This is a genomic window from Mesorhizobium sp. M0659 (assembly GCF_040320605.1).
In the GTDB taxonomy this organism is placed as follows: Bacteria; Pseudomonadota; Alphaproteobacteria; order Rhizobiales; family Rhizobiaceae; genus Mesorhizobium.
The window spans coordinates 91,464-113,201 of sequence record NZ_JAMYPY010000006.1; the positions used below are offsets into that span (position 1 = coordinate 91,464).

Consider the following 21,738-nt stretch of genomic DNA (forward strand, 5'->3'; position numbering starts at 1 on the left):
CCATGAACCAGCAAGCGATAGCATGCGACGTCCACACCCATCTAATCCCCGTGCACGAGGGCCAGCTCGCCTCGGAACTGGGCGTGGCGTGGGACATCGACAAGAAGGTCCTTACCGTCGATGGCCACCGCGTCGCGGTGCCGGCACTGTTCGAACGCGATCAACTGGTGCGCTGGATGGACGACAATCAGGTGGCCCGTGCCTTTGTCTCGGTGCCGCCCCCAGTCTACCGCGACCACCTGGGGGAAGCCGAAAGCTTGCGCTGGGCCGGTAGACTCAATCGCGGTCTACAAAGAATTGCGGACAAGCATCCGACCCGGCTGACGGCACTCTACCACATCCCGATACGATGGCCGAAAGCCGCCGCCGCCGTCGCCGCTGAAGGCATAGCGGCGGGAACAAAAACCTTTGCGGCGCCGACAGGCGCCCCTGGCGTCCAGATCGCCGATGCCGCGTTCCGGCCCTTGTGGCAGGCATTGTCCGACGCCGGGTCTTTCTTGTTCATGCACCCCGGCTCATGCGCGGATGGCCGTCTGGATTCCTTCTACATGGGCAATCTCGTCGGCAATCCGCATGAGACCGGCGTAGCGCTGGCCAGTCTGGTTCTGGGCGGTGTGTTGGCGAAATACCCCGGCATCCAATTCTGCTTTGCCCATGGTGGCGGCAGCGCACCGATGCTCGCTGCACGCCTGCAGCGCGGTTTCGCGACAGCCCGTCCTGACGTTGATCTTTCCCTTCCGTCTCCGCAGAGCCTGTTCGGCAACGTGATCGTCGATTGCATAACGCACAGCGAACCAGCGCTTGAACTGGCCGAAGCCGTTTTCGGCAAACAGAATATCGTCTTTGGTTCTGACTGGCCTTTCCCGATGGGAATCATGCAGCCCAGCCAGCAACTCGCCAGCATGGACCCCGAACGTGTCCAGCGCCTGTGCTGTTCAGGCGCGATCCGGCTTAAGTACAACCACCCCGCAAATCAGGAGTGACAGAATGGCCAAGACGATGCCCGCCGACATCAAGCTGGGCGAGATCGGGCAGGAGATTCTGTTCGAGAACGAGAAAGTCAGGATCTGGGGGCTATCGCTGGAGCCAAAGGAAATCCAGACATGGCACCAGCACCACCTACCATATGTGATCATCCCGTTGACCAAGGGCGACAACATCATGCGGTTTGCTGACGGACGCGAAAAGCAAACCAACGAAACCGTCGGCGGTGTGCTGTGGCGCGAGCCTGGTGTGCCGCACGAATTGGAGAATTGCAGCGACTGGACGTATCAAAACGTGTTGATCGAGATCAAATCCTAGAGAGGTCAGCACTGCCGGAATAGACCATCCTATTCAAGATACTGAGATCAAGCAATCAAACCCTTCCGCCCGCGGTTCACTGTGTCGACTTCACACCAAAGGAGAAACTGATGCTCAAAATAGGCAAACTATTGGCCGCTGCCGCGTTTGCTCTGACCGTGGTGACGGGCGGGCAAGCATTGAGCCAAACGACATCACGAGATCTGGCCGCCGAGGAAGCGAACCGCCAGTTGGTGGTCGACTTCTACAATCGGATTTTCACCAAGCATGATATGACAGGCGCCGATATTATGGCCGATGACTACATTCAACATAACCCGAAGGTGCCAAATGGTAAGGCACCATTCGTAGAACACTTCACCCGCTTTTTTGCAGCAAACAAGGATTCCCGCAACCGGATCGTACGCAGCGCGGCCAATGGCGATCTTGTCTGGCTGCATGTTCATGCAAGGGGTAAAGAGGACGGTACCGGTGGCATAGCCATTGTCGATATCTTCCGGGTGGAAAACGGAAAGATCGTTGAGCACTGGGATGTCGCACAGCCGGTTCCTGACGAGTCGGCCAACGGCAACACCATGTTCTGATCTTATTGGCCGACCTCAATTCGGGTCGGCCAATTCGGCACGAAGGAAATCATGCTCGCGGGTCGCAGTTCATGCCTTCGACCTTGTTTGCGAAACAGTTCGCAATGCGAGTCGCCCCCGCAGCCAAAACCTTCCCTAAGATCGACCGACAGAGCTTCGACATATCTACAGGCCCCAGGCAGATCGCTTGAATCAGCCTCGCGCCGACGTTCCAACTCTGATCCAGTAAGCTCGGGTCACGCTCTAAACAGCGGTATCGCCTAGTCCGCGCACAGTTCGAGTTGCGGTTGCCGCCCAGCTGTCCACGTCCGAAGCTAGGACACCCGGCGCATCTTTTCCATGCGCGGAACAACCGTTTGGCAAAAGTAGGGAAGCTCCTGCAGGTAATTTACGAAGGAAAGCGCGATGCCTGAAAAGCCGGCGGCAGCTATCTTTTCAAGCTCCTGTGCAATCCGATCGGGCGTGCCGACAAGGGGATAGCTCCCCGTGCCGGCGGCGAAACGTTGCCGGTGGAGTTTGAAAGCGGCCTCGTCATGGCTGTTTGAGAAGGCTGCCTTTTGCCGGACGTGGTAGTCGACGGCGGCATCGTCGACACAGGTTCGGGAGTAGCGTTCATAATAGTCCTCGGCTTCCGCCTGTGTCGGCCGGCAAACCACGTGACCGACCGTGAACACCCCGACATCTCGACCCTTTGCCGCAGCCCGGCCGCCAATATCGTCAATATGCTTCCGGCCGGCATCGAGGTCGCTGAAACTGGTGAAGATGTGGTCGCAATTTGCCGCTGCAAACTCTCGACCAGGCGGGCCAAAGGCTGCGTTCATGGACACCGGACGCGGCCTCTGGACCGGTTTTGGGTCGGTCATGGCGCCTTTGACACGGTAGTATTTGCCCTCGAAATCAACCGGTGTATCGCTGGTATAGACGCGGTTTATGATCTCGAACCATTCCGCGGCACGATCATAGGGCGCTTCGTCGAGCGTTATCCCGAACATCTCGAACTCATCGGGGTTCCAGCCACACACGATGTTGAGGCCGGCGCGGCCGCCGCTCATCTGGTCGACGGATGCCAGTGCCTTTGCCGCATAGAGCGGATGCACGAGCGGGACGTGCACGGTCATGAACAGAGCCATGCGCTGCGTTATCGTTGCCAGGCCCGCGGCGAAGGTGAAGGTTTCGAACGAGCGACCCCTGACGTTCGTGGTGCCGCCGAAACCGCGCCAGCGGGCAATGGGCAGGAAGAAATCGATGCCGCCCTGATCGGCAATGCGGGCCGCCTCGGCGATCTCTTTCCATTCGGCCCGCCATTGCTCCTCGACGGTGGTGAACGAAAGACCACGGTCCGCATTGGCCGAAAACACGCCTATGCGAAAGGCGCCATCGGACAGGTCAGCCATCGGATTCGTTGCCATGGTCATCTCCATATAGTATACAGTATTCTATTTAGGAGGACGCCACAAAACTGTCAAGCAGGCATTTTGCTAGCCGTCCGTCAGGCTGGCGACAAAAGCCGCCAGGGCCCCGTCCAGCTGCCTGGCGACCGCCGATGCGACCAGCTCGCGGTCCGAAGCGGCAAAGGCCGCAACGATGTCCTCGAGCCGGCGGACCGAATCGGCACGGTACCCCGGATCCTGCAAGGTCATTAGCCTGACGGCTTGGACATAGTCGGAGAAACGAACGATTTCCTGGCGCAAATGGGCGTTGGGAACAAGGTTCAACCAGGCGTCCCTGAAGGCTGCATTGGCGATGATGATCTGCTGGACGCTGCCCTGTCGGCTGGCGTTGCTGGCATCGGCGAGAATGGCCCCAAGCCGTTTGAGTGCCGCGCCAACGACGAATGGCAGCGCCATTACAGCGGCGGCTGGCTCAAGCAGATGCCTTATCTGGAAAACCTCTTCTATTTCCTTGACCGTGAACCGGCGAAGCACAAAGCCCCGTGAACTGCTGTCCAGCACCCCTTCGCTGACAAGCTGAAGCAAGGCCTCGCGAACGGGCATGCGCGAGACCCCAAGCTCCGCGGCAAGGTCGTTGTCGACGATGCGGTCGTCATGGCCAAGCACGCCGCAGTGCAGGCGTGATCTCACCTCGTCATAGACCTGCTCGCGCAGACTTCGTTTGCGGACCGATCCGGCCGTCTTCAAATTGGTGCTCAAACGCCCACTCCCGGTTCAAGGGAAGATCGCCAACTGATGGCCTCCCTTGGTAGCCCTTCCTCTTGGCCGAAGTCTATCGTAGTCCGACTGCCGGGACCTTCTGGGTTTGTCGATTTGCAAGCCAGCCAGACGGCTATGCTGACGACTGTAATTGCCGATCGAGATAATTCAATGCCGCTGCGCCACGGCATTGAACTGGCACCTGCACCATTCGCCCATCAGCGCAATGGCGATTCCAGCCTGTCCCGGGCAATGCTCAAGGGCAAAAGCGCATTAGGCGCATACTTTGCCAATGAATGAAATGGGATGGCCTGAACCGGCTGCAAGGGCACTGGCAAGCCATTTGGCGTTGTCCCCATGGCCCACTTCGCCAAGGCCTTACCCATCATCGTCGTCATGGCAATGCCGCGACCGTTGCAGGCGAAGGCGGCGAGCAGCGACGGGCCGACTTCCACAAGACGTGGCAGGAAGTCGGTCGTCACAGCCGCCAGTCCGCTCCAGGCGAATTCTATTGGCGGCAGATCAATCTCCAGATTGCGGGCAAGCCGGCGATGAATGGCTCTGGGAACGCGGCTGCCGGAACCAGCATCAAGAATATGCATGCCGCCACTGATCAGCCGATTGGCCGCATCGAAGCGGAACGTGAACAGGTTGCGGCGCGAATCAGACATGCAATGGCCGTGCGGGAGAAACCGCCGTCTGACCACTTCCGGCAGCGGTGCGGTGGCGATCTGGAAGATCTTCAAGGGAATGTAATTGCGCGCCAGTTGTCGGTTGAGCGTTCCACCATATGCGTTGGTGGCAAGCAAAACTTTCCTTGCGGTGACTGCACCGCGTCCGGTTTCGACCCGCCATCGGCCAGCTCGTCTGGCCATGCCGCAAACCGGCGAATGCTCAAACAGACCTGCACCAGCACCACAGGCAGCGCTCGCCAGGCCACGCGCATACGCGACGGGATTGACGGTGCCGCCAGAACGATCGAGAAGGCCTCCCAGATAGCCGTCGATACCGCACAGTTCGCGAACCTGGTCGCGGTCAAGCAGCTCTACGGGCCTGTCGCGGGCGGCAAGCTGGCCGATGACCCGTTTAACCCGCTCAAGGGCCTCTGGCGAATGCATCGGATGCACCCACCCGGCCTGTCGCCCGTCGCAATCGATGCGATGGCGTTTGATCAGCCCGAACACAAGATCCGCGCTTTTTGCCGCAAACATGACCAGTCGTTCCCCGGCAACCGCGCCCAACTCAGCAATGATGGCGTCAGGATCCTTCCTGGCAAAGTTCGGCACGACGAAACCTGCATTTCGTCCGCTCGCACCCCAGGCGATCGTCTCGGCCTCGACCACGACGACCGACAGGCCGGCCTCGGCCGCATGCAGGGCTGCAGACAATCCCAAAAACCCCGCCCCGATGATCGCGACGTCCGCGCTGACTTCTCCCTCGAGTGCAGGATAGGCAACGGCGTTGCGGCTCACCATGTGCCATAGCGAGCGCGACTTGTACGGCGATGCCGCTTGCATCATGTGGCAGACCCGGGCTCACCTTGCGAGGGGGATTCATCTGGCTGACGCGCGGCGCGGGGCCCGAACAGTCCCTTGGGCTTGACGAGAAGCACCACGCACAACAACACTCCGATCAAGACGATCTGCAGGGAGGCTGCCCTCGCCTGCTGATCGGTTGGCACCAGCATGCTGATGAACGCGCCGGACCCGGCCCAAATCGCCCAAACCAGAACCGTGCCGACAATTGCGCCGCGGTTGCTGCCGGATCCGCCGACGATCAGCATGACCCATATCTGGAATGTCAGCGGCGGCAGGTAGTTGTCGGGCGCAATAAACCCTATGAAATGCGCCTGGATCGCTCCCGCCAGCCCCATGATGGCGCCGCCAACTGCAAAGGCTTGAATGCGATAGGAGCGGGTGTTCTTGCCGAGTGAAATTGCTGCCCGCTCATCCTCCCGCAATGCGGTGAGAACCCGGCCCCACGGGCTCTTGGCGAGATATTCGAGAACAAGGTAGACCAGCAGCGTCATCACCACGACCACTGCCAGATTGAGGAGATTGAAGACCAGCGGTGTTGCCGCGTAGGAGGCAAACGGCCTTGGAATAAAGGCAATCCCCAGTGGCCCGCCGGTAGCCGGCTGCGCATTTAGCGCCACGAGTTGGACGACAATGGCGACGCCGAACGTTGTAATCGCCAGGTAGTCGGCTTTAAGGCGTAGGGTTGCATAGCCGGTAAAGGCAGAAGCCAGGCCGGCAACCAGGGCCGCAGCAACCCATCCGACAAGGATGGGCATGCCAAAGCCACCAAGGCGATCGGCGACATCAGGCGTTGTCAACAAGGCCGAGGTGTAGGCACCGATCGCAACGAAGCCGGCAACGCCGGCATTGAACAGTCCGGTAAGGCCCCATTGCAGATTCAGACCTAACGCAATGATGGAGAAGATCAGCGCTGTGGTCAGAAAGAAGGAACCGTAGCTGACAAGATCCATTATCTTTCCTCCACGCCAAACAGGCCAATCGGACGCACCAGCAGCACCGCGATCAGGGCCACGAAGGCGACGCCCAGGCGCCATTCCGCACCGATCAGCTGGACTGTAGCGGCTTCGGCAAGGCCGATGATTATGCCGCCGAGAACCGCGCCTGGCACGCTGCCGATGCCGCCAAGTATGGCGGCCGCGAACATCGGCAGCGTCAGATCGAGACCCATAAGAGGTCTGATCTGCACGAGGATGCCGATCATCACCCCGGCAAAACATGCCAGGGCACTGCCAATGACCCAGGTCACACGGAAGATATGCGAAACGTCAATACCGACCACCTTGGCCAAGGCCGTATTCTGGCTGACAGCCTGCATGGCTCTGCCAACCTGGGTGTAGGTCAAGACGAGGTGCACGACGAGCAGGATGACGGCCGTCGCAATCAGCAGAGCAATCTGATCCGGCGTTACACGCATGCCGCCGCCAATTGGAAAAGCGATCTGGATGGCGCGGCTGAAATAGGTAGGGCTTGAGGTGAAGATGAATTCAAGCAGGCTCCGCAAGGCCATCGACGCACCGAAGCTTGCCATCACCACGATGATCATTTGCCCTTTCGCCCGCAGCCGGGCGAACAGAGCAATGTCGATGGCCAACGCCAGCAAAGCCGTGCAACCCATTCCAATCAGCACCGACGCAATCAACGGCCAGCCAAAGGAGAGCGGTCCGATCGGTGCAACTTGTCCCAGCAAAGCGCCGATCGCCGTGCTGACAAGCAGGGTAAAGTAGGTACCCCAGGCCATGAGGTCGCCATGGGCGAAATTCGAGAACCGGAGAATCGAATAGGTCAGCGTAACGCCAATGGCGCCCAGGCCGATCATTGAGCCCGACAGCAATCCATCAATGAGAAATTGTAAGCTCAAGTGAGCCTCCTATGCTGGCCGGTGCCCAAGATAGAGTGCGGCGACCACGGGATCGTGCCAAAGTTGCGCGGCCGGTGCTTCGTGACGCTCGCGCCCTTCGACCAGCACATAGGCGCGGTCGCCAATTGCAAGCGCGGCCTTGGCGTTCTGCTCCACCAGGACCATCGTTACGCCGGTCGCCCGGATATCGCTCAGCATGGAGAAAACCATGCTGACGAACTTTGGCGACAGACCGGCTGACGGTTCGTCCAGCATGAGGACTTTCGGCTTCACGATGAGCGCGCGCGCAACAGCGAGCATCTGCCGTTGCCCGCCTGAAAGGCTTCCCGCGAAAAGTCTTCTCTGCCGAGCCAGGTCGGGGAACAGCTCGTACATTTCGGAGATTCGTTCCGATATGCCGCGAGACAGCAGGACTCTGACTGCAAGGCGCAGATTGTCCTCGACGCTCATCAGCGGAAACACGTTCTCGGTCTGCGGTACAAATGCCAACCCCTTGCGGATCATGTTGTGAGGGGGAACTTTTGTGATGTCGTGGCCATCCAGAACCACACGCCCGGAGAACCTCGGAATCAGGCCGGCCACGGCTTTGATGAAGCTCGACTTGCCGGCGCCATTGGGGCCGAGGATCACCACGATCTCATTCTTCTTCACGGTGACGGAAGCACCCCGAACGATTGGAACGCCCGGCTCGTAGCCTGCCACCAGGCCGGTCACATCCAGCACGATGTCGCTCATGCCGCGCCTCCCAGATAGGCTTCAATGACCTTGGGGTCGCGCGAAACTTCTTCGGGCCGCCCTTCGGCAAGAATCCGCCCGCTGGCCATGACGAGAACCCGGTCGCAAAGCCGTGACACCATATCGATGTTGTGTTCGATCAACACGAAGGTGACGCCCCGACTGTTGATCTCCCGGATGCGGTCGATGATGGTCTCAAGCAGTGTCGGATTGACGCCAGCCGCGGGCTCATCGAGCAAAACGATTTTGGGATCGGCCATCATCACACGAGCCAGCTCAAGAAGCTTGCGCTGACCGCCAGACAAAACGCGCGCCTTCTGGTCCCGCAGTTTGTCCAGCAAAAGCAGGTTGATGAACTCATTGGCCTTCTGGCGCAGCGCTTCTTCCTGCAACCGGACTTTCGCTGGATAGAGAAGGGTCTGGAGAAGAGCTTCGCCTGCCTGCTGCTGACCGGCGACCATGACATTTTCCAACACAGTCATTTCCGGGAACGGCCTGGCGATCTGGAAGGTCCGCCCAAGACCCGAGCCAATGCGCCGGTGCGCGAGTTGCCGCGCCACATCCACGCCATTGAGGACGATGTCGCCGCTGGTTGGCGTCACGGTTCCCGCCAGAAGATCGAACATGGTGGTTTTGCCGGCGCCGTTGGGACCGATGAGCCCGAGAATTTCACCCTGCCGCACTTTGAAGCTTACGCCGTCGACGGCTGTGACGCCGCCGAACCGCTTCACGACAGACCTGGCCTCCATGACGCACAGCTGGGCGTCAATCGATGGTGCGTCAGCCATTTCCCCTCGGCTTCTTTTTGAATGGCCTGTGATCACATAAAATGATCAGTGATCACTATTGCATTGATCACATATTGATGTTTAAGAACGTGCGCAAGTGAAAAACGTGAGGAAGGCATGAAGGACGTGGGCGTCAAAGGCGGCCAGCCGGGCTTCTCGGGGCAACTCGCATCCGTTGGCCGCGAGACCGTTCAAGACAGGGTCTACCTGGAGCTTCGACGCGCGCTGATCTGCGGTATCTTCGAATCGGGACAGGTCCTGACCGTGCGTGGTCTGGCCGAAGTGTTGATGACGAGCACGATGCCGGTTCGCGAGGCGCTTGGTCGGCTTGTCGCTGAAAAGGCACTTGAGCCGCTGCTCAACCGCTCCGTTCGCGTGCCCACGATAACAGTCGAAAGGCTGGATGACCTGCTGCGAGCGCGGATTCTGGTTGAGGGCGAGGCAGCAGCATTGGCCGCAAGCCGCATCTCAGACGCCAAGGTCGCCGATGTCGTGAAGATCCTCGACCAGTGGGAAGACATGCGCACCGCCGCTGGCCGCGACGTCGACGTCGAGGTTCGCCTCAACCAGACATTTCATTTCACGATCTACGAGAACTGCGGGTCGCCAACGCTCATTCCGATTATCGAGAGCCTCTGGCTGCAGTCAGGCCCCTGCACCCGCTACGCCATCACAGCGGCGACCGCGGGCGGCGACATCGACGCAGACCATTACCACAAGCAGATCACCGAGGCGCTGATCGCGCGCGACGCCGTCAAGGTCCGCGAGCTGATCATCGCCGATATGACCCACTCCTTCGGCTTCCTGCGCGAGAAGCTCAAGGCAGACGAGGCAAGGGCCTGAAAATGCATAAGCAGACCATTCGTATATCTGAAAGCCATTCCGGACTGGACGTCGCCGTGGAATTGCTTGGTGACAAGGCGCCTGGCAATGTGGCCTTCCTGTGGGACTATCTGCGCGAGCCGCGCTCGATTCCAAGCATTCATGCGATCTGGACAGGGCCTGAAATCTCATGTCCGATCCCGATGGCGCATCTGATTCCGGGCGGGGCCGATCCGCTTCCACTCGAGAATGCCGCCCTGACGCCCCAGCCGGGCGATCTGGTCTTGAGCTACGTGCCAGCCCGCGTTTGGGGCGGTGGCCCTGACCCGATCTTCGACATCGGCTTCTTCTATGGTCCAGGCGGGCGGTTGTTTTTCCCGATCGGATGGCTTCCAGGAAGCGTCGTCGGACGCGTGCCAGCCACACAGATCGAGGCACTGGCAGCTGCCTGCGGCAAGATTCGCCGCAGCGGCGCCTGCGATATCAAGATGTCACGGGTGGAGGCCTAAATGCTTCCGATCATGGCCGATGGCGCACTACTCCTGATCGTCGAGCGCGAGATCGTTGAGCAGCATCGCTTCTTCGTCGACTGGTACAATGGCCAGCTCAAAGCGGACGATTTTGCGAGATTCGAGGACAGCCTCGCCCCCGGCTTCCTGATGTTGACGACGCGAGGAACCGTGCTTTCGCGACCATCCGTCGTGGCCTTTGTCCGCGCCAATTGCGCATCGGAGCCTGGCGCCTTCGCAATCGACATTCAGGACGTGCGCATCGGCTATCGGGACGGTCGCACGGTGGTAGCCACCTATTTCGAAATTCAGCACCGCGGGACATCACAGACGAAGCGGATATCGACCGCCGTCTTCTCCCGCGGCAGCACAAGAACGACTGGGCTGGTGTGGGAGCATCTGCACGAAACCTGGGCGGAGTAAGGGGACTTTTGTAAAACAATGGGAGTTGTAAAAATGCGCATCAGAGTTTCTGGAATGGCTGCAGCAATCGCGCTGCTGGCTTCGACGTCGGCCTACGCCGCCGGCTGTGAGGTCACTGTCGGCGTGGTCATGGAGCTTACGGGGCCGGCAGGAAAATACGGACAAGCCGGCGCCAAGTCGGTGGAAATGGCTTTCCGAGACCTCAATGAGGCGGGCGGCATCAATGGCTGCACGCTCGCCACCGATATTCGCGACTCACAAAGCCAGGGCAACATCGCCGTGGATGCAGCAACACAGCTGGTCCAGGTCAAGCATGTCCCGCTGCTGATTGGCGGTATCATTTCGTCGGTGTCGATTCCGATCCTGACGTCGGTCACGGCACCGGCCAATGTGGTGCAGATCTCGCCGGCCGCCTCGTCGCCGACGCTGACGCAACTGGGCAAGGACGGCAAAACCAACGGCGTGTTTTTCCGGACAATCCAGTCCGATGCATTGCAGGGCGTGGCGGCTGCCAAATATGCGATTGATCTTGGCTTCAAGAAACTTGCCATCATTCACGTCAACAACGATTTTGGCGTCAACCTCGTCGCGGAATTCTCCAAGGCCTACAAGGCGCTGGGTGGCGAGCTGATTTCGGATACGCCCTACAATGAGAAGCAGTCCAGCTATGCCGCGGAGGTCACCGCTGCCCTGAGCAGCAACCCCGATGCGCTGTATCTCGTCAGCACCCCTGGAGACGGCGCAACCATTGCCCGCACCTGGATCTCCCAGGGCGGCGTTCAGAAATTCCTTCTCAACGACGGGATGCACAGCCCGGACTTCGTGTCCTCCGTCGGCGCGCAATACCTCAACGAGGCGTACGGCACTTCCTCCGGCACCACCAACACCGCCTCCACCGACTATTTCATGAAGACGTACGAGGCCTTCTCGAACATTCCACCGCAGAGCCCGGCCGCCGATCGATCATATGACGCCGCCGCGATCGCAGGCCTCGCCTTGGCTATTGCCGGGCCAGACAACGCTGCCGGCCTCAGCAAAGCCGTCCATGACGCAGTCGACCCCAACGGTACGCCGATTTTCGCCGGCAAGGACGAGTTCGCCAAAGCCCTCGCGCTCATCAAGGACAAGAAGCCCATCAAATACGAAGGCGTTATCGGCCCCATCCATTTTGACGAGTACGGCGACGTGACGGGTCCGTTCCAGCTGTGGCGCATCACCGACGGCAAGGTCGTCACCGTTGGTGAAATGAAGACCGACGAGGTCGACAAGCTAAAGGCCCAGATCAAGTAGGCCAAAAGCATGACGCAGGGGACCGCTCCCGGCCACTGCGTCAAGGTTCCGGGCGCGAGCGCTGGCGCGATTTCGCGCCCGGATCTCTGAAACACCCAGCTTGGAATGACAACGATGACCGACAATCCATTGCGCATTCGAGGCGTGGACCATTTCTCGTGGACCGTGGCCGAGATCGAACCGGTGTCGGAGTTCTATCAGCGCGTGTTTGGCGCTGAGGTCCTCTATCATGTCGGCCCTGTCGACGCAGCGATCATGCCGCGGGACGATGGCGGCAGAGATTGGACCGAAGCTCGTCTTGGCATAGCCGGTGCTCAGCTGCAGTTTGTCATGCTGAGCTTGCCCGGCAACATCAAGATCGAAGTAACCAGATTTGCCGCACCTGCTGGCAGGTCGGTGGCGCCCTTGGCAAACAACGAAATAGGCGCAAGCCATCTCGGGCTCGAAGTCGACGATCTGGAGACTGCCGCAGGCCATGTCCGGGACAATGGCTGCACCGTTTTCGAGCGTATCGATTCCCCGCCCGACAGTGCCACTGCCGGCATCAGCTACCGCTTCTTCCGCGACCCATGGGGTAACATTTTTGAGCTGTGCGGCCGTTACGCGCCGAACGCAACTGAAGGACAAGCGTCATGATACGCAATCCCGTCAATCCCGCGTCGCTGTATGACAGCCTTTCGCTCGGCTTTTCGCACGCCGTCGAGCAGCACGGCGGTCGAACGCTGCACCTTGCAGGTCAAGTCGCCTATGACAGCGCGCGCGCCCTGGTCGGCGCCGGCGACTTGGTTCTCCAGACACGGCAGGCCTTGAAGAATCTCCGCCTGGTACTGGCCGAAATGGGCGCCACGCCGGCCAACATCGTTCGGCTTCGCACCTATGTCGTTGACCACAATGCCGACAAGCTCATTCCTGTCGTAACCGAGATCAAGAATTTCTACGCCGGCGCGACGCCCGCAGCCAACACCTTCATCGGCGTGCAGGCGCTCGCGCGACCTGAATTCCTCGTCGAGATCGAAGCTACTGCCGCCCTGGATTGAAACCGTCATGAATCGCAACGACATCAACTGGCGCGGCTATATCCCGGCGATCACCACACCCTTCGACAGAGGCGGGGCGTTCAACCCGACATCTCTGGAAACGATGGTCGAGTGGTACGTCAAAAACGGGATGCATGGCCTGGTGCTCGCCGGGACGTCCGGCGAATGGTTCAGTATGAACGGCGATGAACTGGCCCTGCTCTTCACCGTGGGCGCCAGAGCCGTTGCGGGCCGCATCACAGTGATAGGCGGGTGCAATGCCTTCACCGCCCGCGACGCGATTGAAAAGGCGCGATCTGCCGAAAGGGCGAAGCTGGATGGCATCCTTCTGACGCCGCCTCCCTACATAGTTCCTGGCCGGTCCGAAATACTGCGTTTCTACAAGGACGTGGCGGCAGCAACCAACATTCCGATCTGCGTCTACAATTGGCCGCGCGGTTGCGTGGTCGACATGGATATCGACTTGCTCGAGGAACTGTCCGAGATCGACCGGGTTGTCGCAATCAAGAACTCGACCGGCAGCCTCGCCCTGTTCCTAGAGGGAGCCTACAGACTTCGCGACAAGGTGCGCTATTTCAACATGCCTTCCACTGCTCTGGGGGCTGACCTCGTCATGCAAGGTGTGAGCGATGGGCTGATGGGGGCCGGCGGCATCCTTGGCAGCGATCATCCCGACTTCTGGAACCGGGCATGGGCCGGCGACAAGGCCGGCGCAATCGAATTCGGTGAGCGCGACCGCGTGTTGATGAAAGACTGGGTCAACAAGGATTTTGCCGGCAAGTTCGGCAGTCTGCAGGCGATCCTGAAAACAGCCCTGAGGATGCGCGGCCTTCCGGCTGGTTATGTCCGAGCCCCTTTGCTTGAACTCGAACCGCACGAAGTCGAGATCGTCAGATCGACATTGCTCAGCCTGGGCATCGAGATCGACACAGCTTATTCTCCATGACGTCCGCAGCCGTGCCCAGCAATGCGCTGCCGTCACGCTTCGATGTCGTGGTTGTTGGCGGCGGCCTGCTGGGTTGCGCAGTATCCTACTATCTGGCTGGAGACGGTCTGAACGTGCTGCTTGCAGAGCGTGATCAGATCAACCGGCAGGCCTCCGGTCAAAACGCAGGCAGTCTTCATTTCCAGCTTGAATACCGCATGATCGAGCATGGCGAGGCGCAGGCGCGCAAAGCGGCCGAGGCCATGCCTCTGCATCTGGACGCCCAACACCGCTGGGCCCTTGTAGAGAGCGAACTGGGCGCGGATCTTGGCGTGGTGCAGTCGGGCGGGCTGATGGTCGCGGAAGAAGCACCAGACATTGCCAAGTTAGAAAAGAAAGTCGCGATCGAACGCGAAGCCGGGCTCACGGTCGACCTTCTCGACCGCGGGGCTGTGCGCTCGACTGCGCCTTATCTGAGCGACAAAATCAAAGCGGCTGCCTATTGCCGATCCGAGGGGAAAGCCGATCCGCGCCGTTGCGCTCTGGCTTTTGCATCGGCGGCACAGGCCAAGGGGGCCACCATCCGCTCGCGTCTGGGCGTCGCATCCGTAAGCCGCGTCCGGTCGCATTGGCTGGTCTGCTTCGATGACGGAACCAGTTGTACCACGCGCGCCATTGTGATCGCCGCAGGCGCATGGTCAGGCCAGGTCGCTGCGATGCTCGGCGTCCAGATACCATCGATGCCACACGGTCTGATGATGACTGTCACTGCGAAGACCGAACCCGTCATCCGCCACCTGGTACAGCATGTCGGCAAGCGTCTTTCGCTCAAGCAGAATGGTTCCGGCAACATCGTGATTGGCGGCGGCTGGCCGGCCGCCATGGTGATGCGTGACGGTCAAATTGACCTGAATTTCAAGCCGATTCCGCTTTTGACCTCTATATCGGGAAACATGGCCGCCGCGATCGGTGTCGTACCTGGCCTGATCAACCTCCCGGTTCTTCGCGTCTGGACCGGAACGACCTCGGCCATCCCCGACCAGCTTCCGATGATTGGCAACCTGGCAGGTTGCTCCGACTGCTATATCGCCACCGGTGGCTCGGCGTTTACGCTTGGACCGACATATGCGCGCATCCTGGCGGACCGGGTTCTCGGAAGACCGGACAAGTTCAACATCGCGGCCTACAGCCCCTCTCGTTTCACAGGGGGCGCACCTTGAGTGAGCGCATGCGCATCGAGCGAAACGTCCACCGGCCGGATCCGTTTGACATCGCCGTGAATGGACAGCCCGTGCGTTGCCATCAAGGGGAAATGTTGGCCACAGCCTTGCTTGCCGCAGATATCAAGGTGTTTCGTCGCATGCCCTCCAAGGCAGCAAGAATGCCGGTGTGCAACATGGGAGTCTGCTTCGAATGCCTGGTCGAGGTGGATGGGCTTGGCCTTGTGCGAAGCTGCCTCTTGCCTGTCGAACGCGGCATGACCATGGTGCTACCACCTTGAGCGTTCTGCGCGAAGCAAATGACGCTGGCCAGCCGTACGAGCTGGTGATCGTTGGCGCCGGTCCTGCCGGCCTGTCGGCGGCAACAACCGCTTCGGCTCTAGGCATGCGAACTGCGATCATCGATGAACAGCAGGATGTCGGGGGCCAGATCCTGCGCCAGCCTCCAGCCAGCTTTCGGACTGCCGTCAAGGTCATGCCGCCCAGCCTGCCTGGCGCTGCTGCACTTCTGGCGCGCTTCCGGGAGTCACGCCAGATTGACACATTCTTTGGGAAGAGCGCCTGGGGGGTGTTTCAATCGGCCGATGCCAACATGGTTGAGATCCCGGTAAGCGGCCCTTCCGGCAGCGGGCTTCTGCGGGCAAAAGCCCTGCTGTTGGCCACCGGTGCCTACGACCTGCCCGTCGCTTTTCCCGGCTGGACCCTGCCGGGCGTCATGGCCGCCGGTGGCGTGCAGACACTTCTCAAGAGCCAATTCCTGCGCCCGGGACGACGCTTTGTGCTTGCGGGGTCTCACCCGCTCCTGCTGCTGGTCGCCGACCTGCTGCTGGCGGCCGGAGCCGAGATCGCCGAGATCGCCGTCGCGCGGCCTCGGCCGGCTTTCGGCGAAATTCTGAAATCCTTGCCGGCGGTAGCCGGCCACAAGAAACTGTTCCTGTCATTGGCTGCACAACTCTACCGGCTGAGCCGGCACAAGGTCCCGGTGAGTTTCGGGACCACGGTGCTTCAAGCACAAGGCAACGACGCCGTCGAGCGCGTCATCCTCGGCAAAGTCGATGCCGAGTGGAACCCGCAGCCAGGTAGCGAACGCAGCGTCGCGGCGGATTGCCTGGTAAGCGGCTATGGCCTGCTCGCATCGAGCGAACTGGCACAGCAGGCGGGTTGCGCTGTGCGATGGGCGCCCGAGCGGGGCGGGTGGATTGTCTCGCACGACGAAGACATGCGCACGTCGGTAGCAAACATTTTCGTCGCTGGCGAGCCGGCTGGGGTGAAGGGTGCGGAGATGGCATTTCTGGAGGGCCGCAGAGCTGCCTTATCGGTTGCGCTCCAGGCCGGCTTCATCGAGGCAGACAACGCACGCAAGCAGATCGACGACGTGCGCACAAGGATTGCCAGAGCACGCATCTTTTCAGACATGGTCCTCAGGTTCTTTGCACCCCGTCTGGACAAGCTCGCGCGGCTCGCGACCGACGTCACGCTTATTTGCCGCTGCGAGGAAATTTCAGCCGGCACCGTGAGGCGCTTTCTGGACGAAAACCAGCATGTCAGCGACATCAACAGCGTCAAGCTTGGGTGTCGGACAGGGATGGGGTTCTGCCAGGGCCGCTATTGCCAGCATACAACGGCGCAATTGACAGCCGACATACGCAATATGGACATAGCGGCGCTGGGCGCCTTCTCCGCGCAGGCGCCGGTAAAGCCAGTGAGTGTGCGGGCACTGATGGATGCCGCAAACGGCGGCTAATCCAGTTCGTTTGACGTGGCCAGTTATCCCCCGTTTCATTCGGCGAGTTTATCGGCAGCCACGACATCGAGACGCCACCCACGATCGACGAGCCAGATTCTGCGGTTCGTCGCTGTTTCCCACCAGGCAATTGGCACTGGCTTCCGTTCAGCCTTGAGAGGCGACCGCTTGACAGCGGCACCATATCCACCCTAAAAGTATACTGTATTCTGTTGTTGCTTTTTTGGCGCCATGACGCGCCTGCCCCGCAATGAAGGAGGTGCGCCTGCAAGGGCGCAATTAGCCATGCAAAAAGCCTTGAAGACACACTTGGCGAGCCACCTGTCGGATTTGACCATCGTTGGAGACGATCGGTTTAAGGCTGGTATGCGCAAACTGGTTGCCGGCGTAACCGTGGTCACAACCGCTTCCAACGGACGTTCCACGGGCATGACCGCAACGGCGGTCTCATCGCTTTCGGCATCACCGCCATCGTTGCTGGTCTGCGCCAATCAGGCCGGTTCTTTCGCCGCGATCATCCGCGAGGGAAGTCCGTTTTGCGTCAACCTTCTCGCAGCCGACCAGGTCGCTCTGGCAAAGGCGTTTGGCGGCGGCGGTGGCGGCGAGAAGAGCTTCAATGAACCCGAGTGGCTGCAAGACGAAGACGGCGTGCCCTATCTGCCGCGGGCTCGCGCACGGTTCCATTGCACGGCATTCCAGATTGTCCCTGTTGCCACCCATCTCATTGTCGCCGGACTGGTTAGACGCGTCGAGGTAGAGCCTTCGTCAGCTGAAGCCTTGGCCTATTCCGACGGCAATTTCAGATCCATCGCCTAACAGGAGACCACCCATGAGCATTTCCTGGTTTTGCCTCTGGGACGCCCCAAAGGATGGCGATGTCCGGCTAGATGCCTTCGATCGCGGCGCGATGACGGCGCTCGTCAAGGACTGTTCAGGTGTCGATGCCGGTTTCCTCATGGTTCCGGCGGATGGCCACGATCCCTATTTTCCAGACAGTCGAAACCCTTCGGCGCTGTTGCTTCAGCTCGAATTCCGCGACATCTGCGCTCTCGAGAGAGCCCTTTCCGTGAAGGGCTGTCTTGAGCCATTGGCGGATCAAGCCCTGTGGCCAAGCCTTGCAGGCTGTTCGATCTCTCATCAGGCGATGATGACGCGACGCTATACCGTGCCAGATGCCACCATTCGATCCGAAGATGGCTCTTCGCTCTCCTACATGGTGGAATATCAAGGCCCTGCGGAAGACGCGAACGCCTGGCATGTTTCCTACATGGCCAGACATCCGCTTTTGCTGGCGAAATTCCCAGGCATCCGAGCCATCGAGATCTATACGCCGCTGTCAGTTGTCACGGGACTGCCGTTCAGGGACCGCGGCGCCATGCAGCGCAACAAGACTGTCTTCGATTCAACAGAAGCGATGAACACGGCGATGGCCTGTCCAGCGCGAGACGAGCTGCGCGCCGACGCACTGAAGCTGCCGCCCTTTAGCGGCGCCAAGGACCATTTCCCGTTCCGGGCAGATATGATCCGTGGCGGGCCAGCGCGCTAACAATGCCATTCTCCACGGACCTATCGAAACCAATGCGGCAAACAGCAAAGACGCCGCCAGCCAGTTGGCGGCGTCTTGCTCGAATGCTGCAGGTCGGCCTGGATTTTGCCATACCCCGGTGCGGATCAGCCAGGGGAACGAAGCACCCCGTCGGCGTCGCGGCGAAGCGGCTGGGTGTAGGTCGGGAGCGGCGCACCCGGCTGCTGCTCGATCGTCACGCCATACTTCCAGTCGCTCGGCGCAATGCCGATAAAGCGCGCGAGTCCGCCGGTGCCACCTTCCGGCTTGGCGAAACCAATCTCGATCAGCCCGCCACTTTCCGGCATCTGGTCGAGGTTCGCAACGCCCTCCGCCTGCGCGAAGCTGTTTCGCATCAGCCAGGTCTCGCTGGCGTAGTTGGGTGTGTTGTCGGTATCCAGCGGCTCGTGGCCATGGAACAGGATGTGCCGTTCGAGATGCAGATACTTCAGCACCTCGAGCTGCGTGCCAGGAAATGGCCTGGTTTTAAAGCGTTCCGGGTTACTCCAGTTCTTGTACCAGTCCGTTCGGAACATGACGACCGAACCCTGGGGGATCTGGCCATGCTGTTTCTCCCAGTCATGGATGTCGTCCATCGAGGCCTGGTAGCCCGGATCCGCCTTGACCTTGTCGGCGACATTGATCACGACCAGCGGCCGCACCGAGAATGTCGGCGGAAGATCGCTGATGGTGGCACCGTGTTCATTGCCATGGGCCGGCGGGTCGAGCTGGGTGCCGATCTGATCGGTCGACAGCTCATAGCCGCTGATTTCATAGCCCTGTGTCTCATAGATGATTGGTTCTCCGGCCTTGATGACGTTGGGGATCGTGCGTGCCGACAAAGTCGGGAAGAACTTCAGCTTGGCGAAGTCATTCCCGAGTGGCGTGTTTGGCGAAAAGGCGTGGGTCAGATCTACGTATTTGGCGTGCAACAGCGCGGAATTGTAGGCGCCCCACAAACCCTGGTCGGCCGATATATCGTGCGCCCGCGCAGCCGATGGGCAACCCATCACTACGCCACCGCCCAGGGTCAGGACCAAGGCAACAGTCAGTTTCATTTTGGACATGGTTTTCTCCTCCACTCGCCCATACCACATATGATATAAGCTGATATTTCAGATAAAATATCTGTTCGACAATGTCAATTTCGGTGCTATGGGAGGATCGGTACGTCCATCACAATCTCGTGAGACTCATCTCGATTGCACAAAGATATATCATCTGATATTTCATCTAGCTGCACAGCCGCTGCGATGCATCATTCGCCTTGGGAGAGGCCGGTGCGAACTGCCTGCAAGGAGGGAAAATGAAAACAAATAGCTTCTTCGCTGCCGCCGTCTTACTCGCTGCATCAGTCTGCAGCGTCGCAAACGCGGCCGAACCATTGATCATCGGTGCCGACTCTTCGAACCCACCATGGGAATACAAGGACACGGACGGCAACTACATCGGCTTCGAGATCGATCTCTGCAACGAGATCGGCCGGCGTCTCAATATGGACGTCAAGGTCGAGGACTATGGATTTCCTGCGCTGTTTCCGGGCGTCAGTTCGGGCCGAATACAAGCGGCGATTTCCTCACTCACCATCACCAAGGAACGTCTGAAGGGGGCGAGTTTTACCCAAGGCTACTACGACAGCGACCTCGCTCTCGTCTCGCGCACGGGCTCTGGTATTGAAAAGCTCTCCCAGGTGAGCGGCAAAACCATCGGCGCCGTGTCGGCATCGGTCGGCGAAAAATGGGTCAAGGACAATACGCAAAAGTATTCGATCGGCGACTATCGCGGATACAACACGCAAGATCCTCTCCTGCTCGATGCCAAGGCAGGACGGATTGACGCCGCGATCGGCGACATCAGCGGCATCCAGTTCGCGATCAAGAAGATCAAGGGGCTAACCGTCTACGAGAAAATCCCCACCGGCGACCAGTTCGCCATCATGCTGCCGAAGAACAGCCCCCTGCTGCCGAAAATAAACGACGTCATCACCCAGCTTAAGAAGGATGGCTACATGGCCGAGCTTCACAAGAAATGGTTTGGCGTAGCGCCGGATGCAAACTCATCCACGGTCCAGGAACGCCCGATACCGACACCCTGACATGTTGCTGACCAGCGCCGCCGAAGGGCGGCACTGGTTCTTTCTCGAGGCACGGTTCAGGGATCATGTAAATGCAGGACTTGGTCGACACATTCTTCAACGGCGAAGTGTTCCTGTCGTCGCTGCCCTTGCTTCTCAAAGGCCTTGTCAACACGGTTCTGCTCGGCGTCACCGTCATCGTGATCGGCTCTCTTGCCGGCGTTCTGATTGTCCTGCTTCGATTGTACGCCTGGAAGCCGGTTCGTTTGATCGCGATCCTGTACATCGACGCAATGCGCTCCCTGCCGACGCTGGTTGTGCTGGTCGTGGTCTATTTCGCGTTGCCTTTCGTCGGGATCACTTTGTCCCCCTTTGTCGCTGCCACGCTGGCGATGTCCGTCGTCGTCTCGGCCTACACTGCGGAAATCTGCCGGGCCGGCATCGAGGCGATCCCTAAGGGACAATTCGAAGCCGCCGCCGCCCTGGGCCTGCCATTCGTCGTCACCCTGCGAAAGGTCATCCTGCCCCAGGCGATCAGGATCGTCATACCCCCACTCGTCAGCAACGCTATCAGCGCCCTCAAGGAAACCTCCATTGCCTCGGTGGTGGCGACCCCTGACCTGTTAAAGATGGCGCTCGATACCCAAGCGCAGAACGCAAACCCTACGCCTTTGATGAGCGCGGCACTGATCTATCTGATCGTGCTCTGGCCGCTGGTCAAATTCGGCAGTCGCATTGAGCTTGCCTCCAAACGCATGAAGACGAGCTGACACAGGCGACAATTACCATGTCGCGCCACAACCTTGCATTTCCGGGCAAAGGCGGGTGACAAGACCATGGCCATGTCGGGAATTGACGTCCTTCGCATCGAGGCCGGCAAAATCCGGGAGGTGTGGCTGTTCTCGGAAGATCAAGCTCAAGAAGACGCCTTCTGGGGCTGACATCTCGGCCCAGCAGGTCGCTCCAAGCTGAAATATGCGCGGCCGAACCAGCCTGGCGATAGCCAACTCCCACGGAGGGCTCTATCGACAGGCTGTGTCGGCCACATGGCACTTTTCCTGGCTTTGTCCAGGCTAAGTGGCTTCGGTGCCGCGCGGTATGGAACATCGGCCCGGCGCGCTTGCGCGGGCAGGGCTGCTGCGACCGCCCGGTTCTCACCGCGCTTATACCTGGGC

Annotated in this window: 25 protein-coding genes; 17 read left to right on the plus strand and 8 right to left on the minus strand. The window is 59.9% G+C overall.

Going from position 1 to position 21,738, the window contains the following annotated elements; all coding sequences use genetic code 11:
- The first annotated feature begins 2 nt into the window (after window positions 1-2).
- From NKI31_RS12070 to NKI31_RS12080, 3 genes are all read left to right on the plus strand, one after another.
- Window positions 3-983 carry an amidohydrolase family protein gene (locus NKI31_RS12070; RefSeq protein ID WP_352651615.1) on the plus strand — a complete coding sequence of 327 codons (981 nt, stop codon included), beginning with the start codon at window positions 3-5 and terminating at the stop codon, window positions 981-983.
- Window positions 984-987: 4 nt separating this feature from the next.
- Window positions 988-1,302, plus strand: coding sequence for a cupin domain-containing protein (locus NKI31_RS12075; protein WP_352651616.1), 315 nt, complete (start codon window positions 988-990; stop codon window positions 1,300-1,302).
- Window positions 1,303-1,412: 110 nt separating this feature from the next.
- The gene (locus NKI31_RS12080) at window positions 1,413-1,886 is read left to right on the plus strand and encodes a nuclear transport factor 2 family protein (protein ID WP_352651617.1); all 474 of its coding nucleotides are present in this window, start codon (window positions 1,413-1,415) and stop codon (window positions 1,884-1,886) included.
- Window positions 1,887-2,200: 314 nt separating this feature from the next.
- Here the strand turns inward: NKI31_RS12080 and NKI31_RS12085 are convergent, their stop codons facing one another.
- The 7 genes from NKI31_RS12085 to NKI31_RS12115 form a co-directional block, all read right to left on the minus strand.
- The gene (locus tag NKI31_RS12085; protein WP_352651618.1) at window positions 2,201-3,295 is read right to left on the minus strand and encodes an LLM class flavin-dependent oxidoreductase; all 1,095 of its coding nucleotides are present in this window, start codon (window positions 3,293-3,295) and stop codon (window positions 2,201-2,203) included.
- A gap of 69 nt (window positions 3,296-3,364) precedes the next feature.
- Window positions 3,365-4,036 carry a GntR family transcriptional regulator gene (locus NKI31_RS12090; RefSeq protein WP_352651619.1) on the minus strand — a complete coding sequence of 224 codons (672 nt, stop codon included), beginning with the start codon at window positions 4,034-4,036 and terminating at the stop codon, window positions 3,365-3,367.
- A 218-nt stretch (window positions 4,037-4,254) separates the two neighbouring features.
- The gene (locus NKI31_RS12095; RefSeq protein ID WP_352651620.1) at window positions 4,255-5,556 is read right to left on the minus strand and encodes an NAD(P)/FAD-dependent oxidoreductase; all 1,302 of its coding nucleotides are present in this window, start codon (window positions 5,554-5,556) and stop codon (window positions 4,255-4,257) included.
- Window positions 5,553-6,527, minus strand: a complete 975-nt coding sequence (locus NKI31_RS12100) for a branched-chain amino acid ABC transporter permease (RefSeq protein WP_352651781.1) — start codon at window positions 6,525-6,527, stop codon at window positions 5,553-5,555. Before NKI31_RS12100 ends, NKI31_RS12095 begins: the two co-directional genes overlap by 4 nt.
- A complete protein-coding gene (locus tag NKI31_RS12105) occupies window positions 6,524-7,432 on the minus strand; it encodes a branched-chain amino acid ABC transporter permease (protein WP_352651621.1) in 909 nt (302 codons plus the stop codon). Before NKI31_RS12105 ends, NKI31_RS12100 begins: the two co-directional genes overlap by 4 nt.
- A gap of 9 nt (window positions 7,433-7,441) precedes the next feature.
- Entirely contained in the window at window positions 7,442-8,167 is a 726-nt protein-coding gene (locus NKI31_RS12110; protein WP_352651622.1) for an ABC transporter ATP-binding protein, read from the minus strand.
- On the minus strand, window positions 8,164-8,955 hold the full coding sequence (locus tag NKI31_RS12115; protein WP_352651623.1) for an ABC transporter ATP-binding protein: 792 nt from the start codon (window positions 8,953-8,955) through the stop codon (window positions 8,164-8,166). The genes NKI31_RS12110 and NKI31_RS12115 overlap by 4 nt, the downstream gene beginning before the upstream one ends.
- 117 nt (window positions 8,956-9,072) lie before the next feature.
- Between NKI31_RS12115 and NKI31_RS12120 the strand changes: the two genes are divergently transcribed.
- From NKI31_RS12120 to NKI31_RS12175, 12 genes are all read left to right on the plus strand, one after another.
- Complete coding sequence (locus NKI31_RS12120; protein ID WP_352651624.1) at window positions 9,073-9,798, plus strand: GntR family transcriptional regulator; 726 nt, start codon at window positions 9,073-9,075, stop codon at window positions 9,796-9,798.
- A gap of 2 nt (window positions 9,799-9,800) precedes the next feature.
- The gene (locus NKI31_RS12125) at window positions 9,801-10,286 is read left to right on the plus strand and encodes a DUF3830 family protein (protein ID WP_352651625.1); all 486 of its coding nucleotides are present in this window, start codon (window positions 9,801-9,803) and stop codon (window positions 10,284-10,286) included.
- Entirely contained in the window at window positions 10,287-10,709 is a 423-nt protein-coding gene (locus NKI31_RS12130) for a DUF4440 domain-containing protein (RefSeq protein WP_352651626.1), read from the plus strand. It begins immediately after the preceding gene.
- 33 nt (window positions 10,710-10,742) lie between these two features.
- Window positions 10,743-11,999 carry an ABC transporter substrate-binding protein gene (locus NKI31_RS12135; protein WP_502899120.1) on the plus strand — a complete coding sequence of 419 codons (1,257 nt, stop codon included), beginning with the start codon at window positions 10,743-10,745 and terminating at the stop codon, window positions 11,997-11,999.
- Between the two features lie 114 nt (window positions 12,000-12,113).
- On the plus strand, window positions 12,114-12,635 hold the full coding sequence (locus NKI31_RS12140; protein ID WP_352651628.1) for a VOC family protein: 522 nt from the start codon (window positions 12,114-12,116) through the stop codon (window positions 12,633-12,635).
- Complete coding sequence (locus NKI31_RS12145) at window positions 12,632-13,036, plus strand: RidA family protein (RefSeq protein WP_352651629.1); 405 nt, start codon at window positions 12,632-12,634, stop codon at window positions 13,034-13,036. The genes NKI31_RS12140 and NKI31_RS12145 overlap by 4 nt, the downstream gene beginning before the upstream one ends.
- A gap of 7 nt (window positions 13,037-13,043) precedes the next feature.
- Window positions 13,044-13,982, plus strand: a complete 939-nt coding sequence (locus NKI31_RS12150; RefSeq protein ID WP_352651630.1) for a dihydrodipicolinate synthase family protein — start codon at window positions 13,044-13,046, stop codon at window positions 13,980-13,982.
- Window positions 13,979-15,181, plus strand: coding sequence for an NAD(P)/FAD-dependent oxidoreductase (locus tag NKI31_RS12155; protein WP_352651631.1), 1,203 nt, complete (start codon window positions 13,979-13,981; stop codon window positions 15,179-15,181). Before NKI31_RS12150 ends, NKI31_RS12155 begins: the two co-directional genes overlap by 4 nt.
- Window positions 15,178-15,462, plus strand: a complete 285-nt coding sequence (locus NKI31_RS12160; protein ID WP_352651632.1) for a (2Fe-2S)-binding protein — start codon at window positions 15,178-15,180, stop codon at window positions 15,460-15,462. The genes NKI31_RS12155 and NKI31_RS12160 overlap by 4 nt, the downstream gene beginning before the upstream one ends.
- On the plus strand, window positions 15,459-16,925 hold the full coding sequence (locus NKI31_RS12165) for an FAD-dependent oxidoreductase (RefSeq protein ID WP_352651633.1): 1,467 nt from the start codon (window positions 15,459-15,461) through the stop codon (window positions 16,923-16,925). Before NKI31_RS12160 ends, NKI31_RS12165 begins: the two co-directional genes overlap by 4 nt.
- A 285-nt stretch (window positions 16,926-17,210) precedes the next feature.
- Window positions 17,211-17,741 carry a flavin reductase family protein gene (locus tag NKI31_RS12170; protein ID WP_352651634.1) on the plus strand — a complete coding sequence of 177 codons (531 nt, stop codon included), beginning with the start codon at window positions 17,211-17,213 and terminating at the stop codon, window positions 17,739-17,741.
- A gap of 91 nt (window positions 17,742-17,832) precedes the next feature.
- Window positions 17,833-18,471, plus strand: a complete 639-nt coding sequence (locus tag NKI31_RS12175) for a hypothetical protein (RefSeq protein WP_352651635.1) — start codon at window positions 17,833-17,835, stop codon at window positions 18,469-18,471.
- A 125-nt stretch (window positions 18,472-18,596) separates the two neighbouring features.
- Here NKI31_RS12175 and NKI31_RS12180 read toward each other — a convergent pair whose 3' ends face one another.
- Complete coding sequence (locus NKI31_RS12180; protein WP_352651636.1) at window positions 18,597-19,556, minus strand: cyclase family protein; 960 nt, start codon at window positions 19,554-19,556, stop codon at window positions 18,597-18,599.
- Window positions 19,557-19,756: 200 nt separating this feature from the next.
- Here NKI31_RS12180 and NKI31_RS12185 point away from each other — a divergent pair, with 200 nt between their 5' ends.
- Complete coding sequence (locus NKI31_RS12185; protein WP_352651637.1) at window positions 19,757-20,584, plus strand: ABC transporter substrate-binding protein; 828 nt, start codon at window positions 19,757-19,759, stop codon at window positions 20,582-20,584.
- A 71-nt stretch (window positions 20,585-20,655) separates the two neighbouring features.
- Window positions 20,656-21,333: an amino acid ABC transporter permease gene (locus tag NKI31_RS12190; protein ID WP_352651638.1), complete on the plus strand. Its 678-nt coding sequence runs from the start codon at window positions 20,656-20,658 to the stop codon at window positions 21,331-21,333.
- The last annotated feature ends 405 nt before the right edge of the window (window positions 21,334-21,738 follow it).

What these genes read in the sequence shown, in the direction of transcription:
- NKI31_RS12070 (WP_352651615.1), top strand. Translation starts at nt 3, where the DNA reads ATGAACCAGCAAGCGATAGCATGCGACGTCCACACCCATCTAATCCCC.
- NKI31_RS12075 (WP_352651616.1), top strand. Translation starts at nt 988, where the DNA reads ATGGCCAAGACGATGCCCGCCGACATCAAGCTGGGCGAGATCGGGCAG.
- NKI31_RS12080 (WP_352651617.1), top strand. Translation starts at nt 1,413, where the DNA reads ATGCTCAAAATAGGCAAACTATTGGCCGCTGCCGCGTTTGCTCTGACC.
- NKI31_RS12085 (WP_352651618.1), bottom strand. Translation starts at nt 3,295, where the DNA reads ATGGCAACGAATCCGATGGCTGACCTGTCCGATGGCGCCTTTCGCATA.
- NKI31_RS12095 (WP_352651620.1), bottom strand. Translation starts at nt 5,556, where the DNA reads ATGATGCAAGCGGCATCGCCGTACAAGTCGCGCTCGCTATGGCACATG.
- NKI31_RS12110 (WP_352651622.1), bottom strand. Translation starts at nt 8,167, where the DNA reads ATGAGCGACATCGTGCTGGATGTGACCGGCCTGGTGGCAGGCTACGAG.
- NKI31_RS12115 (WP_352651623.1), bottom strand. Translation starts at nt 8,955, where the DNA reads ATGGCTGACGCACCATCGATTGACGCCCAGCTGTGCGTCATGGAGGCC.
- NKI31_RS12120 (WP_352651624.1), top strand. Translation starts at nt 9,073, where the DNA reads ATGAAGGACGTGGGCGTCAAAGGCGGCCAGCCGGGCTTCTCGGGGCAA.
- NKI31_RS12125 (WP_352651625.1), top strand. Translation starts at nt 9,801, where the DNA reads ATGCATAAGCAGACCATTCGTATATCTGAAAGCCATTCCGGACTGGAC.
- NKI31_RS12130 (WP_352651626.1), top strand. Translation starts at nt 10,287, where the DNA reads ATGCTTCCGATCATGGCCGATGGCGCACTACTCCTGATCGTCGAGCGC.
- NKI31_RS12135 (WP_502899120.1), top strand. Translation starts at nt 10,743, where the DNA reads ATGCGCATCAGAGTTTCTGGAATGGCTGCAGCAATCGCGCTGCTGGCT.
- NKI31_RS12140 (WP_352651628.1), top strand. Translation starts at nt 12,114, where the DNA reads ATGACCGACAATCCATTGCGCATTCGAGGCGTGGACCATTTCTCGTGG.
- NKI31_RS12145 (WP_352651629.1), top strand. Translation starts at nt 12,632, where the DNA reads ATGATACGCAATCCCGTCAATCCCGCGTCGCTGTATGACAGCCTTTCG.
- NKI31_RS12150 (WP_352651630.1), top strand. Translation starts at nt 13,044, where the DNA reads ATGAATCGCAACGACATCAACTGGCGCGGCTATATCCCGGCGATCACC.
- NKI31_RS12155 (WP_352651631.1), top strand. Translation starts at nt 13,979, where the DNA reads ATGACGTCCGCAGCCGTGCCCAGCAATGCGCTGCCGTCACGCTTCGAT.
- NKI31_RS12170 (WP_352651634.1), top strand. Translation starts at nt 17,211, where the DNA reads ATGCAAAAAGCCTTGAAGACACACTTGGCGAGCCACCTGTCGGATTTG.
- NKI31_RS12175 (WP_352651635.1), top strand. Translation starts at nt 17,833, where the DNA reads ATGACGGCGCTCGTCAAGGACTGTTCAGGTGTCGATGCCGGTTTCCTC.
- NKI31_RS12180 (WP_352651636.1), bottom strand. Translation starts at nt 19,556, where the DNA reads ATGTCCAAAATGAAACTGACTGTTGCCTTGGTCCTGACCCTGGGCGGT.
- NKI31_RS12190 (WP_352651638.1), top strand. Translation starts at nt 20,656, where the DNA reads ATGCAGGACTTGGTCGACACATTCTTCAACGGCGAAGTGTTCCTGTCG.